19 protein-coding genes are annotated in these 19,710 nt (G+C 56.7%); 9 read left to right on the top strand and 10 right to left on the bottom strand.

Translation table 11 applies throughout. The features are described 5' to 3' along the window. The 5 genes from DMG62_13570 to DMG62_13590 form a co-directional block, all read left to right on the top strand. The coding region (locus tag DMG62_13570; GenBank protein PYY22307.1) for an RNA polymerase subunit sigma-24 at positions 1 to 322 on the top strand (322 nt) is incomplete at its 5' end. A 125-nt stretch (positions 323 to 447) separates the two neighbouring features. Further along, complete coding sequence (locus DMG62_13575; protein PYY22406.1) at positions 448 to 1,386, top strand: hypothetical protein; 939 nt, start codon at positions 448 to 450, stop codon at positions 1,384 to 1,386. 254 nt (positions 1,387 to 1,640) lie between these two features. Further along, on the top strand, positions 1,641 to 2,849 hold the full coding sequence (locus DMG62_13580; protein ID PYY22308.1) for a hypothetical protein: 1,209 nt from the start codon (positions 1,641 to 1,643) through the stop codon (positions 2,847 to 2,849). Continuing rightward, positions 2,849 to 4,057 carry a hypothetical protein gene (locus DMG62_13585; GenBank protein PYY22309.1) on the top strand — a complete coding sequence of 403 codons (1,209 nt, stop codon included), beginning with the start codon at positions 2,849 to 2,851 and terminating at the stop codon, positions 4,055 to 4,057. Before DMG62_13580 ends, DMG62_13585 begins: the two co-directional genes overlap by 1 nt. A gap of 260 nt (positions 4,058 to 4,317) precedes the next feature. After that, on the top strand, positions 4,318 to 4,599 hold the full coding sequence (locus DMG62_13590; protein ID PYY22310.1) for a hypothetical protein: 282 nt from the start codon (positions 4,318 to 4,320) through the stop codon (positions 4,597 to 4,599). A 26-nt stretch (positions 4,600 to 4,625) separates the two neighbouring features. Here DMG62_13590 and DMG62_13595 read toward each other — a convergent pair whose 3' ends face one another. Both DMG62_13595 and DMG62_13600 read right to left on the bottom strand, forming a co-directional pair. Further along, positions 4,626 to 5,018 carry a hypothetical protein gene (locus DMG62_13595; protein PYY22311.1) on the bottom strand — a complete coding sequence of 131 codons (393 nt, stop codon included), beginning with the start codon at positions 5,016 to 5,018 and terminating at the stop codon, positions 4,626 to 4,628. Continuing rightward, positions 4,987 to 6,333, bottom strand: a complete 1,347-nt coding sequence (locus DMG62_13600) for an MFS transporter (protein PYY22312.1) — start codon at positions 6,331 to 6,333, stop codon at positions 4,987 to 4,989. The genes DMG62_13595 and DMG62_13600 overlap by 32 nt, the downstream gene beginning before the upstream one ends. Positions 6,334 to 6,669: 336 nt before the next feature. Between DMG62_13600 and DMG62_13605 the strand changes: the two genes are divergently transcribed. The 3 genes from DMG62_13605 to DMG62_13615 all read left to right on the top strand — a co-directional run bounded on the left by DMG62_13605 (position 6,670) and on the right by DMG62_13615 (position 9,775). Further along, on the top strand, positions 6,670 to 7,869 hold the full coding sequence (locus tag DMG62_13605; protein ID PYY22313.1) for a cystathionine gamma-synthase: 1,200 nt from the start codon (positions 6,670 to 6,672) through the stop codon (positions 7,867 to 7,869). Continuing rightward, the gene (locus DMG62_13610; protein PYY22314.1) at positions 7,866 to 9,038 is read left to right on the top strand and encodes a cystathionine beta-lyase; all 1,173 of its coding nucleotides are present in this window, start codon (positions 7,866 to 7,868) and stop codon (positions 9,036 to 9,038) included. Before DMG62_13605 ends, DMG62_13610 begins: the two co-directional genes overlap by 4 nt. Before the next feature lie 83 nt (positions 9,039 to 9,121). After that, a complete protein-coding gene (locus DMG62_13615; GenBank protein ID PYY22315.1) occupies positions 9,122 to 9,775 on the top strand; it encodes a hypothetical protein in 654 nt (217 codons plus the stop codon). A 58-nt stretch (positions 9,776 to 9,833) separates the two neighbouring features. Here DMG62_13615 and leuD read toward each other — a convergent pair whose 3' ends face one another. The 4 genes from leuD to DMG62_13635 are packed head-to-tail and all read right to left on the bottom strand — an operon-like array spanning position 9,834 to position 14,182. After that, a complete protein-coding gene (gene leuD / locus DMG62_13620; protein ID PYY22316.1) occupies positions 9,834 to 10,433 on the bottom strand; it encodes a 3-isopropylmalate dehydratase small subunit in 600 nt (199 codons plus the stop codon). After that, complete coding sequence (gene leuC, locus DMG62_13625; GenBank protein PYY22407.1) at positions 10,430 to 11,848, bottom strand: 3-isopropylmalate dehydratase large subunit; 1,419 nt, start codon at positions 11,846 to 11,848, stop codon at positions 10,430 to 10,432. The genes leuD and leuC overlap by 4 nt, the downstream gene beginning before the upstream one ends. A gap of 9 nt (positions 11,849 to 11,857) precedes the next feature. Next, positions 11,858 to 12,961, bottom strand: coding sequence for a 3-isopropylmalate dehydrogenase (gene leuB, locus DMG62_13630; protein PYY22317.1), 1,104 nt, complete (start codon positions 12,959 to 12,961; stop codon positions 11,858 to 11,860). An 18-nt stretch (positions 12,962 to 12,979) separates the two neighbouring features. Then, on the bottom strand, positions 12,980 to 14,182 hold the full coding sequence (locus DMG62_13635; protein ID PYY22318.1) for a 2-isopropylmalate synthase: 1,203 nt from the start codon (positions 14,180 to 14,182) through the stop codon (positions 12,980 to 12,982). Positions 14,183 to 14,326: 144 nt separating this feature from the next. On the opposite strand from DMG62_13635, the gene DMG62_13640 reads away from it, so the two are divergent. Continuing rightward, positions 14,327 to 15,238, top strand: a complete 912-nt coding sequence (locus DMG62_13640; protein PYY22319.1) for a LysR family transcriptional regulator — start codon at positions 14,327 to 14,329, stop codon at positions 15,236 to 15,238. 349 nt (positions 15,239 to 15,587) lie between these two features. Here the strand turns inward: DMG62_13640 and DMG62_13645 are convergent, their stop codons facing one another. From DMG62_13645 to argF, 4 genes are read right to left on the bottom strand one after another with little or no spacing between them, the layout of a single operon-like run. Then, a complete protein-coding gene (locus DMG62_13645) occupies positions 15,588 to 16,103 on the bottom strand; it encodes an N-acetyltransferase (GenBank protein PYY22320.1) in 516 nt (171 codons plus the stop codon). Further along, positions 16,090 to 17,487 (bottom strand): argininosuccinate lyase, encoded by a 1,398-nt coding sequence (gene argH / locus DMG62_13650; protein PYY22321.1) that lies wholly within the window; start codon positions 17,485 to 17,487, stop codon positions 16,090 to 16,092. Before argH ends, DMG62_13645 begins: the two co-directional genes overlap by 14 nt. A gap of 2 nt (positions 17,488 to 17,489) precedes the next feature. After that, positions 17,490 to 18,713 carry an argininosuccinate synthase gene (locus DMG62_13655; protein PYY22322.1) on the bottom strand — a complete coding sequence of 408 codons (1,224 nt, stop codon included), beginning with the start codon at positions 18,711 to 18,713 and terminating at the stop codon, positions 17,490 to 17,492. Continuing rightward, entirely contained in the window at positions 18,706 to 19,692 is a 987-nt protein-coding gene (gene argF, locus DMG62_13660; GenBank protein ID PYY22323.1) for an ornithine carbamoyltransferase, read from the bottom strand. Before argF ends, DMG62_13655 begins: the two co-directional genes overlap by 8 nt. Positions 19,693 to 19,710: the final 18 nt, after the last annotated feature.

A 19,710-nucleotide genomic window follows, 5' to 3' on the forward strand; every position in this document is an offset into this window, starting at 1 on the left:
CAAGAAAAAAACGCGGCGCGAAGATTCGCCTGTCATGGTCGATGCCAGTGGAGAAGAGCACAGCCTGTTGGACCAGGTCGCCGACGATCGAGCTGGAGCCAATCCCGAGCGCAACCTTATGCGGCGTGAACTGGGTGGCAAGATTGGCAAAGCCTTGCAGCAACTCACGCCGCGTGAGCGGATGGTATTTGAGTTGAAGCATTATCAGGGACTGAAGTTGAGAACGATTGGCGAGATGTTGAACACAACGGAAGAGACGGCAAAGAACACGCTGTTCCGCGCCACGCAAAAGCTGCGAGGAACACTGGCGCCGATGCGCTGAAGGTTTGAGTTTGCAAGCAACTTCGAACTCCGAATAGCTCTGGCAAGTTCGAAGAGAAGTTAAGGTTGTGAGGCCGAAGGCCGAGTGCCGAAAGCCGACAGCCGGTCTTAGAAAGTGTGGCAATTATGAACTGTGAATGGACGCGGGCGAACGTTGCCCTGTATGTCTATGACGAATTGAAGGACGACGAGCGCTACGAGCTCGAGCGGCATGTGGAGCGTTGCTCGACCTGCCAGTCCGAACTCGAGGCCACGCGCGGCTTCCGCCTGGCAATGTCGGCGAGCCCAGTACCCGATCCTTCGCCGAACCTGCTGACTAGTTCGCGAATGCGGCTCTCTGAAGCGCTGGAGTCCGAACAACCACATCGCGGCTGGCATCGTTTCACCTTCGATCTTGCCGGCTGGCTGCAATCGATGAAGTTTGCTCCGGCGCTCACGGCGGCTTTGCTGATGGTTGGTTTCGCGGCAGGCGTCCTCACAACGTGGCAGGTAGCACAAAAGCCCGCTCAAGTGGCAGAGATCCAAAAGGGCGGCATGCCACCCGTCGATTCAGCTGCAATCGCAAGCATTCGCGGCATTACGCAGGACCCCGGCAGCGATCAGGTAAAGATTCAGTACGACAAAGTCCTTCCCGATCAGGCACAAGGATCAATCAACGACCCGAAAATCCAACAGCTTCTCCTCTTCGCCGCGCGCAACAACATGAACTCCGGTCTTCGCTTAGACTCTGTCGATTTGCTGGCGAAGAGCCCGGATGACAGCCGTGTGCGCGAAGCTTTGATTTTTGCCCTGCACTATGATCGCAACCCCGGTGTTCGCTTGAAGGCTCTCGATGGACTGCGCTCCTACGTGAAGGACGACCAGAAGGTGCGCGACGCCGTGCTCGAGGCACTGCTGCAGGATCCCAATCCCGGTGTGCGTACACAAGCGATCTCGTTGCTGGAATCGGTGAAGAACGACAGCAGTGTGCGGCAGGCTTTCGCCGCACTGGCGCTGGGAGACAAAGATAAGTACATCCAGGAGGAGTCGAAGCGTATGCTTTCCAACCTCCCGGATTTCGAGTAACAGAACGTCTTGTGCTCATGCGCTGGCTGATTTCGCTTTAGGGAAACGCACGGATTCAAGCCGTGCCGGTAAGATCGGGAATTTGATTTTTTGGGCTTCAGCCCCTGCGGGTGTTTGTGGGTGAGTCCCCTCACCGGCTAAAGCCGAGCAATATTTGAGGGCTTGGACGGCACGGCTGAAGCCGGTGCTCTCCTTAAAGCTTCTGCAGGACTTAAGGCTCTGGACAACGCGCATAGAAATAGAGGAACAACGATTTGGTAGTGATTCGCAATAAATTCGCGCTTCCGACTCTGATGCTGGCGCTCGCCACTCTCGGCGTAGCCCAGACGGATAGCGCATCCAAGGTCTACCGCGACGGGAACTCCTGGGTGGAAGAGCTTACCGGGACGATGCCTGCGTCGCGCTATATCAAAATTCATACCAATACCGGCAGCGTGAGCGTCACCGGTTCTCAGCAATCAAACATTACCTATACGATTCGCAAACGTCTGACCGGCTATTCCGAAGAGAGCGCACGTAAGAACTTCGAGAATCTGCGAGTCATAGCTACTCGTCAGGGCGAGGCCGCCTACTTCGGCGGCGAAGGTCCCGGAAATTGGCGACGCGGCTCGGTTGAGTTCAACATCACTGCCCCGCGATCCGTGGAGGTGATCAAAGCCAAGACGGACGGAGGCGGCCTGCAGTTCTTCCACCTTAACGGGCGCGTGGACGCCGAGTCTGGGGGCGGTTCCGTAAGTCTCGACGATATCGATGGAAACGTCACTAGCAGCACGGGTGGCGGCTCGATCAAGGTCGGCACAGTGAATGCCGATTTGGGAATCCGCACAGGTGGCGGTCAGGTGAATATCACTTCCGTGGGAGGACAACTGAAAACCTCGACCGGTGGCGGGAATGTCTATCTGGAGACAGCGAAGCACGACGCCATTGTTGAAACCGGCGGTGGCAACATTTCAGTGCAGAGCGTCGGCGGGGATCTGCGCGGATCCACCGGTGGCGGCAATATCGAGGTTGGCAATGTCGCTGGAACCATGGATGTAGAAACCGGCGGCGGCAGCATTCGCCTTACTGGGGGCGGCAATGGTGCAATTAAGGCGCAAACCGGCAGCGGCAGCATCCATTGTGTCCGGATAGGCAGCAGTGTCCGCGCGGAGACCGGCGCTGGGGGAATCACTGCTGAGTTCATGACCATGAACGGCAAGTTCAGCGACTCCACACTCGAGACTGGCGTTGGTGACATCATTGTGTATCTTCCGTCTGACTTGAAGGTCAGCGTTCATGCCAGCATCGATGTCGCTACCAGCAGAGACGCCATTCGCAGCGAACTTCCCGGAATTCGGATCTCGTCCGAAGGCGATTATGGGCCGCGCGAAATGTCGGCCGAAGGCGATCTGAATGGCGGCGGGCCGACGCTGAAGCTGCATACCTCGACGGGAAAGATTCAATTCATCGCGCTGAAGAAATAATGGGCACAGCTGCCCGGGGAACTTCGATGAGACGTATTTATTTGATTGGAATTGCGCTTCTGGCGCTCGCGGCAATGCCGCTCATTGCGCAGAAGGCCACTACGAAAGTTCGTCATTTTGCTACTCCTGTAACTGTCGAGTTCGAAGGCGCGGCCAGCCGTTCGTATCTCGGTGTGGGTGTTGCCGATGTTGGCGCCGAGCGCGTGCAGGCCCTCAAGCTAAAAGACGACCGTGGTGTCGAGATCGTTCAAATCGATCAGGACGCTCCAGCGGGCAAAGCTGGGCTGAAGGAGCACGATGTCATCGTGAGCTTCAACGGCACGCCGGTGGAGAGCCAGGAGCAATTCAAGCGTCTCATGCGGGAAACTCCGCCTGGACGAACTGTTTCGCTCGACATCATGCGTGAGGGGCAGCCGCAGAACATCAAAGTCCAGCTCGCTGACCGCAAAAAGCTGGAGTCGTCAGTTTGGCCTCACGAGCCTGAAGATTTTGCTTTAGCAATGCCGCCCCCTCCTCCTGTTCCTGCGATGCCGGATTTCCCACGCGCGTGGACGGACCAAAGCTACACTCGGATTCGTTCCACCGCCGGCGTAACTCTCGAGAGTTTGACGCCGCAACTCGGCGACTACTTTGGCGTGAAAAACGGTGAGGGCTTGCTGGTGCGCTCGGTGCAGAAGGGTAGTACCGCCGACACTGCGGGTCTGCGCGCTGGCGATGTCATCGTAAAAGTCGGCGATCAGAAGATCTCTGATAATTCGGATTGGCGTGAGGCTTTGCGTACCGGCAAGAACGGCAAAATATCAATAGTCATTGTGCGCGATAAAAAGGAGCAGACGCTCTCCATGTCAGTACCCGCGCGTCGAGGATCAGACAGCTCGGCACTGACACCCGAGGGATTGCCGGAAGCAGAACTAGCGATTGCATCCGCGGCTGAGGCTCTCGAGAGAGTGGAGCCGCTCATCGACGATGGAGAACTCACCACGAGCGATGTGCTCATCGATGGCTCCGAAATCAATCGCGCTATGCGAAAAGCCATGGAAAAACTTCACCGAGAGCTGATCGATAATCGCAGTAATCTCAACCGGAGTATCTCCGGGTCCATGAAGCTGCTGTCTGTCCAATTAAAGGCACACGGAGCAGAACTGCGTAAAGCAATGCAGGAAGCAAGTCGCGTTTTTGCCATGCAGTGTGGTTCTGAGATGCTGTAGGGATCGGCAATTAGTCATTTAGCAATAAGCGGGAAACAAAGCCTTGTCCGAAGACGAGGCTTTTCTATTTCGAGATTGGACAGGGCTTGATTGCTCCAATATGTTGATTCTTGGAGAAAGTTTCATCAGTGAGTAGGGCATTCCTGTTCGTGATTCTGCTCGTGGTTAGTTCGGCTGGCCAAGCTACGTCGCCAGGCGGTTCCGCTTCTTCTGCATCGTCTAAGTCCCACCGCGGTGTTGCCCCCGGAGGTGAGCGCTCCATGAAGGGGTGTCTAACACAGGACGAGAGCGGCACGTATTTTCTTCAAACGCAACGTAGCGCCAAAGTGAAACTCGAAAGTGCCGAAGATTTGAGTTCACGTATCGGGCGGTTTGTTAGAGTCACAGGCGCATTCGTGGATACTCATCCCCCGATTGGCGATGGCACGTCAGCCGCTAATGGGTACCCTAAGAACTCTTCTGCACAGTCTCATTCCGTTCGAGCGTTTCGCGTCTTCAAGACAGATGTGCTCTCGCAGACGTGCGCTATCCGCAGGAAGTAAGCGACACTCCTGGGCGGTTCCGAGGGCTACAAGCTCAACCAGATGTGAGCGATGGAAAAAAGCGACATAAACAAGCCCAGACAGAAATAAATGTTGTGGGCCGTCGCCTGGCTAGGAGGTTCTGGGAAATGTACGCCCTGGCGACGAAAGAAGGCGTCCAGGGAATGCTCGCGTTCCAGAATGAAATTCGCAATCGGCCGATGGAAGAGCGCCACAAGCAGTCCGAGAACCAGATTGGTGAAATCCGCGATCATCAAAATCGAGTTTAGCAAGCCCTGCATGCCTTCCAATCGGGCGAAAAACCTAGTACCTGCAGGCTTCTTTGTTGGGGAGAACTGATAGTTGCCCTTCTCTGGCAGCTGTTCTTGTCGATCCTTCTGAAAATTCTCACAAGTGTGCTGCGACCCTCGAACCTTCAAGCCGCTTCTGCATGTCCTCGAGCGTGATTCCTTTTGTCTCCGGGTAAGTGAAGAGGACAACAAAGAATTGCGCGACCATCATCAGGCAAAAGAACATAAACGGGTAAGCTCCGGACCGCGCTGCTAGAAGAGGGAAGATAAGGGAGATGAGAGCATTCATCGCCCAATGCGTGGAGCTCCCCAGGCTTTGTCCTTTGGCGCGTACCACATTGGGAAAGATCTCACTAATATAAACCCAAATGACCGCCCCCTGCGAGACGGCGAAGAAAGCGATGTAGCCGATGAGCAGCCAGACCAGAAACTCTTCATGACGATGAGTTGCGAAAACCGCCGAAACTCCGGCAAGACAAAGCATCGTACCCACCGAGCCTATCAACAGCAGAGTTTTGCGTCCGATCTTGTCGATCAGTGACATTGCAATCATGGTGAAGGCAAGGTTCGTTGCACCGATCGCGACTGCCTGCAAATTTCCGGACACTTTGCCGAAGCCGGCGCGGGCAAAGACGTCATTCAGGTAGTAGAGAATGGCGTTGATGCCGGAGAGTTGGTTGAAAGCACCGATCGAGATTGCTAGAAACACAGGCAGAGCGTAGCGCCTTTGGAAGAGAGCTTCCTTACCCAGAGCCTTCGCCTGGGCGATGGAATCGACGATCTCCCGCAAGCGCTGTTCATAGTTCTCTTCGCCAATTAGCTGCAACACGGCGCGCGCCTCATCAGCTCTGTCGACTTCCGCGAGCCAGCGCGGGCTGCGAGGAATTCCAAATAGCATCAGGAAAAACAGGAACGCTGGAATTGCAGTTACGCCTAGCTCCCAGCGCCATTCAGCGGTGCCAAAACCAACCATGCTGAGAAGGTAATTCGACAAATACGCCAGCAGGATTCCGAACACCACGTTGAACTGAAAGAATCCCACCAATCGTCCGCGCCATGCTGCTGGCGCGATCTCGGCGATGTACATAGGGCCTAGGACTGAAGAACCTCCAATTCCCAGCCCTCCGACAAATCGGAAAAGAACCAGCGCCGGCCAGTTCCAGGCAAAGGCGCAACCGAGCGCCGAGATGAGGTAAAGAATCGCCATGACGCGCAAACTATCTCGGCGCCCATAGCGATCCCCAGGGATTGCAGCGACAGCCGCGCCGATCAGCGTGCCCACCAAGGCACTGGCAACGGTGATCCCCAGAGACTTGGGTGAGAGGTGATATTGATCCGTGAGTCCGCGCGTGGTGCCTGAGATTACTGCAGTATCAAATCCGAACAGGAGGCCGCCAAGCGCGGCTACGATCGTGCTTTTGAAGAGAGAAGGGCTGAGTTTCATATCGTGAGAGCGAGGGCGGATGCTTTCCGGATCAGAACCAGTGTAAAGGCGCGGCAATCGTAGCCGTGCGCCTGCAGTGTCCACAAGAGGAATATCGCCGTTGACAGACTCAGCCCTATGTGTAGAATCACCTAATCCCGTTACCAGCGGGCTAAGTCAATGACTCCTCTCAATCGGACCCGAATGTATATGGCCATGTGCACCCCGGGCGGTGTACTGTCCACATCGGGAGCTTGAGAGTCGAGTAACAAATCTTCCTGATCGTGAACGGCCGCCTGGGGTTCCCGGCGGTCTTCGTATTTTCAGCCTAAATTCAGCTCACGCAGGAGGATTCAAATGTCTTCGCATACCCGCGGTATTCATACCCGTACTATTCACGGCAATCTTTCGCCCGATCCCGCCACCGGGGCCATTCTCACACCCATTTATCAGACGACGACCTACGTGCAGGAAGCTGTTGGCGTGCACAAGGGGTTTACTTACTCCCGGGCGGCGAATCCCACCGTTTCGGCACTCGAGGACGTGCTGGGATCTCTCGAGGGTGCGCCAACTTTATGTTTTTCAACCGGAATGGCCGCGATTACGACGCTGTTCCTGTCGATCCTGAAACAGGACGACCACGCCATCATCTCTGAGGTAGTTTATGGCGGGACCGTTCGCCTGTTTCGCCAGGTGCTTGAGGGCGTGGGCGTACGCGCAAGCTTTGTGGATACATCTGACATCGGTGCCGTCTCTGAGGCAATTGAGCCGCGCACCAAATTGATCTTCATTGAGACGCCTGCAAACCCGACGCTTAAGCTCACGGACATTGCTGCGGTTTCGCGCGTGACCCGCAAAGCGGGCGTGCTGCTTGCGGTCGATAATACATTTCTGACGGCGGCGCTTCAGCCAGTGTTTGAGCTTGGGGCTGACATCAGCGTGCTCTCGACGACCAAGTACATCGAAGGCCACAATGCCACAGTAGGCGGGTCGCTCGCGACCAAAGACGAAGCGCTCCTGGAGCGCTTTCGACTGGTACGTAAAACGATCGGCTGCATTCAATCTCCGCTCGAGTCCTGGCTTACGTTACGCGGGCTGAAGACGCTCAGCATGCGTCTTGAGCGGCACTCTGATAACGCTTTGGCGGTGGCGAGCTGGCTGGAGAAACATCCAACCGTCTCGCGAGTGTTTTATCCCGGATTGGCGTCGTTCCCACAATACGACTTGGCATGTCGCCAGCATGGCGCTCACGGAGGAATGCTCTCGTTTGAAGTGACAGGCGCAACTCCCGCAGCCCTGGAGCTGATGAAGTCAGTCAAGCTCTGTGCATTGGCAGAAAACCTGGGAGCGGCGGAAACACTTATTACACATCCGGCGAGCATGACTCACGCGGACATTCCCCCAGAGACGCGTGAAGCGCTCGGCATCCCTGACGGATTGATTCGGCTTTCTGTCGGGCTTGAAGATCCGGCAGACATCATCGCCGATCTCGAGCAGGCACTCGGCAAAGCCGAGGCTTGTAGCAGCACTGCATATATCGCGAGCGTGGCGTCATGAAAATCGATACCAAAATTGTTCAAGCGAATGGCTGTCCTGGTGATCCACATCGGGCAATTTCGACCCCCATCTATCAGACTGCGACCTTCGAGCAGGAGGGAGCGCTTGGGTTCAGCGAATACGATTATTCGCGCAGTGGCAATCCAACGCGTACCGTTCTGGAACAGCAGCTTGCAGAGCTGGAGCGTGGCATCCGAGCATTCGCATTCGCCAGCGGATTGGCAGCGCTCACTGCAGTCACCAGGTTGCTCAAGCCCGGCGATGAGATTGTCGTCATCGATGATGTCTATGGCGGAACCTGTCGACTCTTCTCCAAGATCCTGAAGCGATCGCAAGTCACTGTCCGCTATGTTCATGGATCGGGGGTGGAAGATTTTGCCCGTGCATGCAGCCAGCGTACTCGGCTCATTCACATCGAAACACCAACAAACCCACTGTTAAAAGTTGTGGATATCGCAGCTGTGGCCAAGCTGGCTCACGAGAACGATGCGCTTCTGTGCGTCGACAACACGATGCTGTCGCCCTACTTGCAGAACCCGCTGACACTTGGCGCAGACATCGTGATCCACTCCGCTACAAAATTTCTTTGCGGACATAGCGATGTCGTTGCGGGAGCGGTGATCGTGCGCGATCCGCAACTCGCGGAAGAGTTTTACCTGATCCAAAACGGGGAGGGAGCCGTACTCGGACCATTTGATTCCTACTTGCTCTTGCGAGGAATCAAGACGCTGGCTCTCCGAGTCGAGCGCCAACAAGAAAACGCCGAGCGCATCGCCGATTTTCTTTCCAACCACTCCGCCGTCCGGCAGACATATTACCCATCGTTGCTGGACAAGAAGAATTTCAGCCTCCACTCTGCTCAGGCTCGCGGAAATGGTGCGGTGGTCAGCTTCGAAACCGGTTCGCTCGGCCTCTCGCGGCAGATCGTGGAATCCCTCAAACTCTTTCCCATTACGGTGAGCTTCGGGGGGCTACAATCATCTGTAAGCTTACCGGGACGGATGTCACACGCAAGCGTGCCGCCGCAGGTTGCAGCCGAACGGCGGTTGCCGCAGGACTTGATTCGCCTGTCGGTTGGAATCGAGGATGCGGAAGATCTGATTGCCGATCTGGCGGACGCCTTGGAAGTCGCGGAGAGCGTGTCTGAGTTGCGTGCGTCGGTCGGTTAGGGTTCGATGGTACGAAGCTACGCAACTTTTTGTGCATCTAATGCGGGAAGCTTCGTTCAATCGCCGAGGAGGCCGTACATCGCATGTCGAAGGGTCCATCGAGCAATAGGCGTTCAAGCCTGGCATCATTTAAAACACACCGCTGGACGCTAGTGTCGTTGCTTCTCTTGGCAGCGTTCGCTGTGAGCTGTGGGAAATTCTTTCCGGATGCGAATAGTTTGGTCGCCATTTCGGTTACGCCTTCAAATGCTTCCTTACAATTGACCAAAACGCAGCAGTTCACTGCGATAGGCAGCTTCGGCGATGGCACTAGCAAAGACATCTCGTCATCAGCTAGTTGGGGTTCCTCCGATGCCACCGTCGCGACGATCAACAGCTCGGGCCTCGCGAGTGCCATCAAGACAGGAACTACAACCATCACGGCAAGCCAAAGTGGACAAAGTGGCAGCACCACTCTCACTGTAACTACGGGCGGTGGAGGCAATCTCACAATTTCATGTACCGCCGGTTGTACTTCGACTTCTGGCACCTCGTTTACAGCATCTGTCGGCTCCACTCTTACGTTCCGGGCACAGGACAGCTCCGGGCAGACAGTCAATGCTACGTGGACCTCTTCAAACCCAAATATCCCCATTACCGCCAACACGGGGATCATTACTAATGCGGCGAGCGGGACGACAACGATTACAGCCACCGCCAACGGAATCACAGGTACCGGAACGCTGACCGTGCAGTAGTTAGTCAGTCGAGGCGCAACATGCCGGGTTTCTACCTCGGATGAGAGTGATGCTCGGGTTACCAGGCCCGGTTGGCGATCCGACTCTCATAGGCAGCGACTTCGGATTCGTGTTTCAAAGTGAGTCCAATCTCATCAAGTCCCTCGAGCAGGCAGGTGCGACGGAACTCGTCGATATCGAAGCGTGCTCCGAAGCCCTGGTCGTCTTGAACCCTCTTGTCTAGTAACGAAACATGCAGTTTGTAACAAGGAATTTGCCCAGCGTGATCGAGCAATGTAGAGATTTGTTGCTCGGGGAGCCTCACAAGCAGCAATCCATTGTTGCCGGCGTTGGTCGCGAAAATATCAGCGAAACTGGGCGCGATAATCACGCGAAAACCGTAGTCCGATAGAGCCCACGCAGCATGTTCGCGTGACGATCCACATCCGAAATTTTTCCCTGCGATCAGGATTGAAGCTCCGGCGAACTGAGGCTGATTCAATACGAAATCCGCTCGCGGCTCGCCATCGCCGGTGTAACGCCAGTCGAAGAAGAGGAACTCTCCGTAACCAGTACGCTCGATTCGTTTCAGGAACTGCTTGGGGATGATCTGGTCCGTATCGATGCTGCTGCGATCGAGCGGCGCCACGATGCCGGTATGTTCGCGGAAAGGCCTCATGCGGATTGCGCCTCTTTGAAACGCCATTTACGGACATCGGTGAAGTGCCCAGTAATGGCTGCTGCGGCTGCCATTGGCGGGCTGACCAGATGAGTGCGTCCACCACGGCCCTGCCGACCTTCAAAGTTACGATTGGAGGTGGATGCGCAGCGCTCTCCCGGCTGCAGTATGTCCGGATTCATTCCGAGACACATCGAGCATCCAGATTCGCGCCAATCGAAGCCGGCAGCGCGGAAGATGCGATCCAGTCCCTCCGCCTCGGCCGCATGCTTCACTTGCTGCGATCCCGGCACCACCATTGCGCGCACTCCTGGATGCACGTGATATCCACGGACAAGCTCAGCCGTAGCACGCAGATCCTCAATGCGAGCGTTCGTGCACGAGCCGATAAAAACGCGATCAATCGCGATGTCCTCGATCGCGCTTCCAGGCTTCAGATCCATGTACTCCAAAGCGCGAGCGGCAGCCGCGCGTTCCGTCTCCGAAGCCGCCGAGCTCGGGTCGGGAACTCGGCCGCTAATGGGAACTACCATTCCTGGATTGGTACCCCAGGTAACGTAAGGCTCGAGATCGGCGGCGTTGATTCTGACGGTCGCATCAAAACGCGCCTCATCGTCCGACTGGAGCGTCTGCCAATGTGCGAGCGCCTTCTCGAAATTCTTGGGCGCAAAGCGGCGTCCGCAAACATAGCGGAATGTAGTTTCGTCGGGCGCAATCATCCCGGCGCGGGCGCCAGCCTCGATGCTCATGTTGCAGACCGTCATCCGGCCTTCCATGCTGAGAGCGCGAATGGCAGCGCCGCGATATTCGATTGCGTATCCGGTCGCTCCGTCGGAGCCAATGCGGCCGATGATTCCAAGAGCAATGTCCTTCGCCGTGGCGCCCAGCGGTAGCGCGCCATCGACGACGATCTGCATCGTCTTCGGCTTCTTCTGCCACAGGCACTGAGAGGCAAGTACGTGTTCGACTTCAGACGTTCCGATACCGAATGCGAGCGCCCCGAACGCTCCGTGTGTGCTCGTGTGGCTATCTCCGCAGACGATCGTCTTTCCCGGCTGTGTAAGCCCAAGCTCCGGACCAATTACGTGCACAATGCCCTGCTCTGATGAATCGATATCGAACAGCTGCACGCCAAAGTCATGACAATTTCGGCGCAGAGTCTCGATCTGCTGTGCGGCGATCGGATCGGAAATGATGTGGCGATTCGGAGTCGTGGGAACGTTGTGGTCAACCGTCGCTATGGTTAGGTCGGGGCGGCGCACGCGAAGGTTGTTAAGGCGCAGCCCCTCGAACGCCTGCGGTGATGTGACCTCATGCACGAGATGCAGATCGATATAGAGGAGCGCGCGTCCGTCAGGATCCTGGTGGACGATGTGCTGCTCCCAAAGCTTTTCGAAAAGTGTCTTAGCCAACATCTCCATCACTCATACCGCGTGGTACGCTTGCCGTCGGATGATCGCTGCCGTAAGCGCCTCTTCGACGAGGCTTCCCATCTCCGTGGTTGAAACCTGCTGTTCGCTCGGCGAGCGATGAATGTCCGCGGTTCTGTATCCCTGCGCGAGCACACTGCGAGTGGCAGCTTCCATCTCGTCGGCTTCGCGATGTAGAGTCGCGGTATAACGCAACATCATTGCTGCTGACGCAATCGCGCCCAGTGGGTTTGCAAGATTTCGTCCCGCGATGTCGGGCGCTGAGCCGTGCACCGGCTCATAAAGATTCACCGCGCCGCCCACGGTGGCCGACGGCAGCATGCCCAGAGAGCCTGTGATCGCGGCCGCTTCGTCCGAAAGAATGTCGCCAAACAGGTTCTCTGTGAGAACCACGTCGAAGCGCTGAGGATTCGTTACCAGGTGCATGGCAAATGCGTCGACATAAATGTGTTCGAGCGCTACATCCGGATAAGACTGAGCGACACGGGTTACCACGCTACGCCATAGCTGCGAAGTCTCAAGTACGTTCGCCTTGTCAACGGATGTGACCTTGGACTTCCGCTGCCGAGCTTGCTCGAACGCCACCCGCGCGACGCGCTCAATCTCAGATTCGCTATAGCGCATGGTGTTGAATGCGGAGTGAGTGGCAGCGTCGATACCGCGAGGTTCGCCGAAATAGAGTCCACCGAGCAGTTCTCGGACGAAAAGAATATTGGCGTCTGCAACGATCGCTGCGCGCAATGGAGAACATTCAGTGAGAGAGCTGTATGCCACTGCGGGTCGCAAATTCGCGAATCCGCCGAGCGCGATGCGCAGTTGAAGCAGTCCCGCTTCGGGACGGCGGTTCTGGGGGAGGGAATCGAATTTTGATGATCCGACGGCGCCGAGTAGAACGGCATCGCTCTCTAAGCAGGCATCGAGTGTCGTCTTGGGAAGCGGAAATCCGGTTACGTCCAGCGCCGCGCCACCAATTGGATATTCCTGGGCCTGAAGCTCGAATCCGCTGATATCGGCCAGGGTGCGAAGTACTTTTGTGGCTACCTTCATCACCTCAGGCCCAATGCCATCACCGGGCAAAATCGCAACTTTAAGCCGCATTTTTTTTGCCTCGACCTATTATCTGAAACTTGGCGCGCCGACATCGGGGGCAGTGGCAGCCGCGCGGCTGGAACGACGCTCGATCGGCAGCAGGGAAACCAGATCCTGGTCATAAACGTTCTTCTTGCGATCTGCCAAGTCGATGAACCTTGTGTAAGTCTCCTGCAGTTCACTCGGGCTCAGCTGATATCCAAGCTCGGTATACCGAGCCTGCAATGCATGACGGCCGGAGTGTTTTCCCAAAACGAGCTTTGTTCCCGGAGCGCCAACGGATTCAGGAGTCATGATTTCGTAGCAGAGTGGATTCGAGAGCATGCCATGCTGGTGAATGCCGGCGGCGTGCGCAAACGCATTTTCGCCAACCACCGGCTTGTTTGGCTGCGGCCCGAAACTGATCATTCCCGCCAACTGCCGACTGGCCGCGTAAAGCAGTTTTGTTTCGATGCCGGTTTGGTACTGCAGACGATCGCTGCGAACTCGCATCACCATCGCGATTTCTTCGAGAGCTGCATTGCCTGCGCGCTCGCCGATGCCGTTGATCGTGCACTCCACCTGGCGTGCGCCAGCGTCAACGCCAGCCAGAGTATTGGCCACCGCGAGTCCCAGGTCGTCGTGGCAGTGCACAGAGACTACCGCCTTATCGATGTTGCGCACTTTCTTGCAGAGGTTCGCGATGAGGGCGCCGTACTCTGCCGGCAGCGTGTACCCGACCGTATCGGGAATGTTCAACGTCGTAGCTCCAGCCTCGATCGCGGCCTCCAAAACCTCGCAAAGAAAGTCAAAGTCTGACCGGGTGGCATCTTCCGGAGAAAACTCGATGTCATCGCAATGCGACTTGGCGAGCGACACCACTTCGCGAGCCTGCTGAAGCGCCTCGGCACGCGTGATCTTCAGCTTGTATTCGAGATGAATGTCGGAGGTAGCCAGGAATGTGTGGATACGGGGACGCTCGGCGTCCCGAACCGCCTCCCATGCGCGCTCCACGTCCTCACGCTTGCAGCGAGCTAACGCCGCAATGCCTGGTCTCCGAATGTCTCGGGCAATCAACTCAACAGCCGCGAAGTCTCCGTGGGAGGCAATCGGAAAGCCAGCCTCAATCACGTCGACTCCAAGTGCATCGAGCGTCTGCGCCAGGCGCAGCTTTTCGCTGATGTTCATACTGCATCCGGGAGACTGCTCACCGTCGCGTAGGGTGGTGTCGAAGATCGTGATTCGTTCCATGGCTCTCCTCTATGATCTAAGGGAAACAACCATTTTCAAGCTCCGCTCGCCTATAATCCAAGCTTATAATTGTTATGGAATCATAAGGTAGAGTGCTAATATATCTTTTGCTTATGGCTCTATAAGTTTCGCTCAGCAGCGGAAATGGACCTTTTTCAACTCCAGACGTTCATGGCTGTAGTGCAGGAAGGTAGCTTCTCACGGGCTGCCCAGAAACTCCATCGCAGCCAGCCCGCCATCAGCCAAACCATTCGCAAGCTGGAGGAGCATCTAGGGGAGCCGCTCCTGGATCGGTCTTCCCGTGATGGCACGCTCACCGATGCCGGCAGAGTAGTTTACGAATACGCGCAGAAAATGGTGAACCTGCGGACGGAGGCCGAGGGAGCACTTACGGAGCTGCGCCAGCTCTATCGCGGTAAGCTGAGCATCGCGGCCAACGAGTTCACATGCCTGTATTTGCTGCCCGTGCTCGATGAGTTTCGTAGACTGTATCCGACGATCAAAATCACCGTCCTGCGTTCCTTAGCCAGCCGTATTCCGGACGATCTGCTGAATCACAACGCCGAATTGGGCGTGATTTCCTTCCGCCCAAATTCTCTGGACTTGCAGTCGATCTGCGTTTACAGCGACCAGCTGACGTTCATCGTTCATCGCAAGCATCCCCTTAGCGGACAATCGCGCGTAAAAATCCAACAACTCGGCGCCGAGGTGTTCATCGCTCATAACGTGCAATCCCCGTATCGATTAAAGGTCATCGACGCTTTTCGCCGATCAAAGACGCCGCTTAACATGAACGTGGAGCTTCCGACGATCGAGTCGATCAAGAAGTTCGTCGCCATGGGAAATGGCGTAGCTCTGCTGCCGCGCATTTCCGTACAGGAAGAACTTGGGCCCAAACTGGTCAGCATTCCTGTGCCCGAGCTGCAGTTTGAACGCAAACTTCGAATCGTCTATCGCAAACGCTCAAAGCTCTCGCACGCAGCGAAAGCCTTTCTTAAGGTCGCGCAATCATTCGCCCAAACACGCGAAGATTACATGTATGCGGTAGAACGATGAAAGAAGACCCACGGACAACGTGGTTCCGGCCGCCCTCGGTCGGTCGCAGTCCAGGATGAATACAATGTAGACATAGAAAAGGAGCTCAGAATGTCTTTAATCAATGGCGACAAGTCCCGCGACAATCGCAGGCACAAGCAGGTTGTGAAGATGCGTGAGAAGCGCGAGGCACTGAAAAACAAACTGACTGGAGCCCCGCCGGCCAAGCCGAAAGCTTCGAAAGAAGCGCGGCTAGAGTAGTCCCTGGAATTCCTCGACCGTCAATCCTGCTTGGCGAATCAGCGCGGCTGCCGCGCGCCTCGCTGCGGGGTTCGCGTGTCCGCTGAGTACCGGCGGCCGACGGTACTGCCTAAGCTCGCAAGGCGGACAACGGAACCTGGATATCCTCCAGCTTCACCGGCGTCACCTTGGGCAACGAGCCACGGTACATTGCGACTTCATCGCAAGCGTGCAGGCGCGGGCATTTCAGACAATCTTTATAGATCTTGTCCGGCAGCACCTCGCGACTGGCGAATTCAAATCCGAACTTCGCAAAGAAGTCTGGAATCCGCGTAAACAGACACACACACGTGATCTTGTGATGTTCAGCCTCTTTGAGCAGCGCGTCGATCAGAACGCGGCCGGCCCCTTTGCCCTTGTGCGTCGGGTGAACGGCGATGGAGCGGATTTCAGTCAAATGCCGTCCATAGAAGTGCAGCGCGCCGCAGCCGATGATCTCGTTCTCGTTTTCGACTACGACGAAGTCGCGCACATTCTCCGACAATTCCGCGAGTGTGCGCGGCAGCAGCGTGCCATCGGGTGAATATTCGCCGATGAGTTTGTGGATCTGCTCAACGTCCGGCAGGATGGCTCTACGCGTGAGCATGGAGTGCCTCCTGGAGCGCGCGAACGCGCTGTTCGAGATTTTCAAGAGCCGCTCGCACCTGTGCGGGAGCGGTACCGCCTGGAACATCATGACAACCAAGGACAGCTTCCAGCGTGATCGCGGAATAAAAATCGCGGTCAAACGCCGGATTGAACTGCTTCAAATCCTCCAAACTCAAATCAGCCAACTCACAGCCACGATCGAGGCAGAAGCTCACGGCCTTGCCGCTGCACTCGTGGGCTGTGCGGAAGGGAACGCCCTTCGCTGCAAGATATGTTGCAGCGGACATAGCATTCATAAAGCCACACTCGGCAGCAGTGCCCATGCGAGCGAAGTCGAAGTCGCAGTCGCGCAAGAAGCCGATCGCAGTCTGTACGCATTGCAGCGATGTATCGGCCGCATCGAACACCGGCTCCTGCGTCTCCTGCAGATCTTTGTTGTAGGCAAGAGGCAGGCCTTTTACGGTCATCAACAATGAAGTTGCCGCTCCGGCAAGCCTTCCCGATTTGCCGCGGATTAGCTCCAGCGCATCGGGATTCATCTTCTGCGGCATTGCGCTGCTGCCGGTGGAGTACGTTTCGGGAAGTCGCACGAATCCGAACTCACGTGTGGAGAAGAGGATCATCTCTTCCGCCCACCGGCTCAGGTGGATGCCGAGCAATGAAGCGGACTGTACGAACTCAATCGCAAAGTCACGATCACTAGTCGCGTCAATGCTATTAGCCGTAGGACCGGTGAAACCGAGTTCTGCAGCCATCGCCTGCCGATCCAAAGGCAGCGTGGCTCCGGCGACTGCTCCGGATCCCAAAGGACAGAAGTTCAACCGCTCGCGACAATCCTGCAAACGCGAGTGATCGCGCAGCAGCATCTCCGCGTATGTGAGCAGCCAGTGCGCGACCAGCACTGGCTCCGCGGCTTGCAGATGCGTGTGTGCCGGCATCGCCGATTGTCCGGCAGCCTTGGCTTTATCGAGGATTGCATCCACGAATTCGACGAGCTTCATACCAAGCTGATCGATCGCGTCACGCACAAACAAGCGCAGATCGGTAGCGATCTGCTCATTGCGGCTGCGGCCTGCATGCAGTTTCAGGCCAACATCCCCGGCGAGTTCAACCAGCCTGCGCTCGAGGAAATGGTGAACGTCCTCGGCTTCGCTGTCTTCGAGAAATCGTCGATCGCTCTCAACCGCATGCTTCACATGGGCAAGGGCGTCGAGCAGCGACTTCAGCTCCGCTGCGGAGAGCACGCCCACTCCGGCAAGCGCACGAGCGTGTGCGCTGCTGGCAGCCATCTCCTGCGGCAGAAGTCGTTTGTCAAAAGGAAACGACCGCTGCCACTGCTCGAATTCCGGATTCAGCGGCCGGCGGAACCGGCCCGACCACATCTTCACGCCGACACAGCCTCCTCTTCAGGAGTAGCTTTGCGCAGGATGGCGCGTGAACGCGCAGGTAGTCCGAGAATGCGGATGAAGCCGGCGGCGTCCTTCTGGTCGTAGCTTTCGCCCATGGTGAACGACGACAGATCAGTTCTGTAGAGCGAGTACTCCGACGTGCGCGCGGTGACGGAGACATTGCCCTTATAGAGGCTAAGGCCTACCGTACCGGTGACTTCCTTCTGCGTGCTGCTAACGAAAGCATCGAGCGATTCGCGCAACGGTGTGAACCAAAGTCCGAAGTAAACGAGTTCCGCGTATTTAAGCGCGAGATGCTGTTTGAAGTGCATCAGATCGCGATCGAGGCACAAGGCTTCGAGTTCGCGATGAGCGGTGAGCAGGAGCGTGCCGCCAGGGGTCTCATAACATCCCCGCGACTTGATGCCCACGAAGCGATTCTCGACCAGATCCACGCGCCCCACGGCGTTACGGGCAGCTATGTCGTTCAGCTTCTCAAGCAGTGCGACCGGAGTCATGCTCTTCCCATTTACGGAAACGGGCACACCATGCGCGAATCCGATCTCCACCAGTTCTGCCTTGTCAGGCGCCGCCTGCGGAGCATTTGTCCACTGCCATGTCGTCTCAAGTGGTGCATTGGCTGGATCTTCGAGTTCGCCGCCTTCATGACTGATGTGCAGCAGGTTGCGATCGCGGCTATGGATCTTCTCGCGACTGGCGGCTACCGGGATTCCGCGGCTTTCGGCATACGCGAGACAGTCTTCACGCGACTTCAGGTTCCATTCACGCCACGGAGCGATGACCTTTAGCTGCGGGGCGAGCGCCTGGTATGCATGCTCAAAGCGTACTTGGTCATTGCCCTTGCCAGTACAGCCATGCGCAACCGCGGTCGCCTTTTCTTGGAGCGCAACTTCCACCTGGTGCTTAGCAATCACTGGTCGGGCGAGCGACGTACCCAGCAGGTACTTGTGCTCATACACCGCGCCGGCCGCGATCGCCGCAAAGACATACTCGGTGAGGAACTCCTCACGCATATCGCGCACGACAACTTTCGAGGCGCCAGTCTTGTACGCCTTGACGACCACTGAATCTAAATCTTCGCCCTGTCCTACATCTGCCACCATGGCGATCACGTCGCAGGAGTAGTTCTCCTTGAGCCAGGGAATGATGATGGAAGTGTCGAGTCCTCCGGAATAAGCGAGTACAACTTTCTCAGGCATGAATTCTCCTTGGTTTCTTCTGGCCCGCAGAAATGCGCGGCGCGTTTCCGCCGAGCAGCATCAGCATGATGGCTTTTTGTACATGCAGCCGGTTCTCGGCCTGGTCGAAGACTACGGAACGAGGTGAATCGATCACCGCATCGGTAACTTCTTCTCCGCGATGCGCGGGCAAGCAATGCATGAAGATCGCGTGCGGAGCGGCTTGGGCGAAGAGCTTGTCGTTCACCTGATAGCCGCCGAATATCTGTTTGCGGGACGCCGCCTCGTTTTCCTGGCCCATGCTCGCCCACACGTCCGTGTAGATCACGTCGGCACCATTCGCCGCTTTCTGCACATCGGTGAGAACCTGGACGGTCGCCCCGGTTGTGGCCGCAATTTTCTTCGACTGCTTTATGATTTCCAGCTTTGGACCGTAGCCCTCGGGAGTAGCCACTCTGATCGTGCTTCCCAGGCATGCTGCAGCCAGCATCAACGAGTGCGCCACATTATTACCGTCACCTACGTAAGCGAGGGTTACGTTGCGCAGGTCGCCGAAATTTTCCTGAAGCGTCAGGTAGTCAGCCAGCGCCTGGCAGGGATGTTCGAGCTCGCTGAGCGCATTGATCACAGGAATGCTCGCGTGCTCCGCCATTCCCGTTACTGTCGCGTGAGCGAAGGTGCGCAGTACTACGCCATCGACCCAGCGCTCGAGGTTGTGAGCGATGTCGCTAAGCTTTTCGCGCGCGTCGATGCGCGAGGCGGTCTGGTCGACAAAGAACGCGTGTCCGCCCATGCTGGTGATACCAGCCTCGAAAGTAAGCCGCGTTCGCAACGAGGGCTTTTCGAAGAACATCACTAGCTGCTTGCCGGCAAGTGCTCCGCGAAAATCTACGGGGCGAGCCTTGAGCAATGCGGCAAGATCAAGTACGGAGCTGATTCCCGACGGACCGAGATCGTTGATGGAGATCAGGTCCTCACACCACGACTGCATCTGTGGCATCGGGCTTACTGGAACCTG

It is taken from the genome of Acidobacteriota bacterium, from assembly GCA_003225175.1.
GTDB lineage: Bacteria > Acidobacteriota > Terriglobia > Terriglobales > Acidobacteriaceae > Gp1-AA112.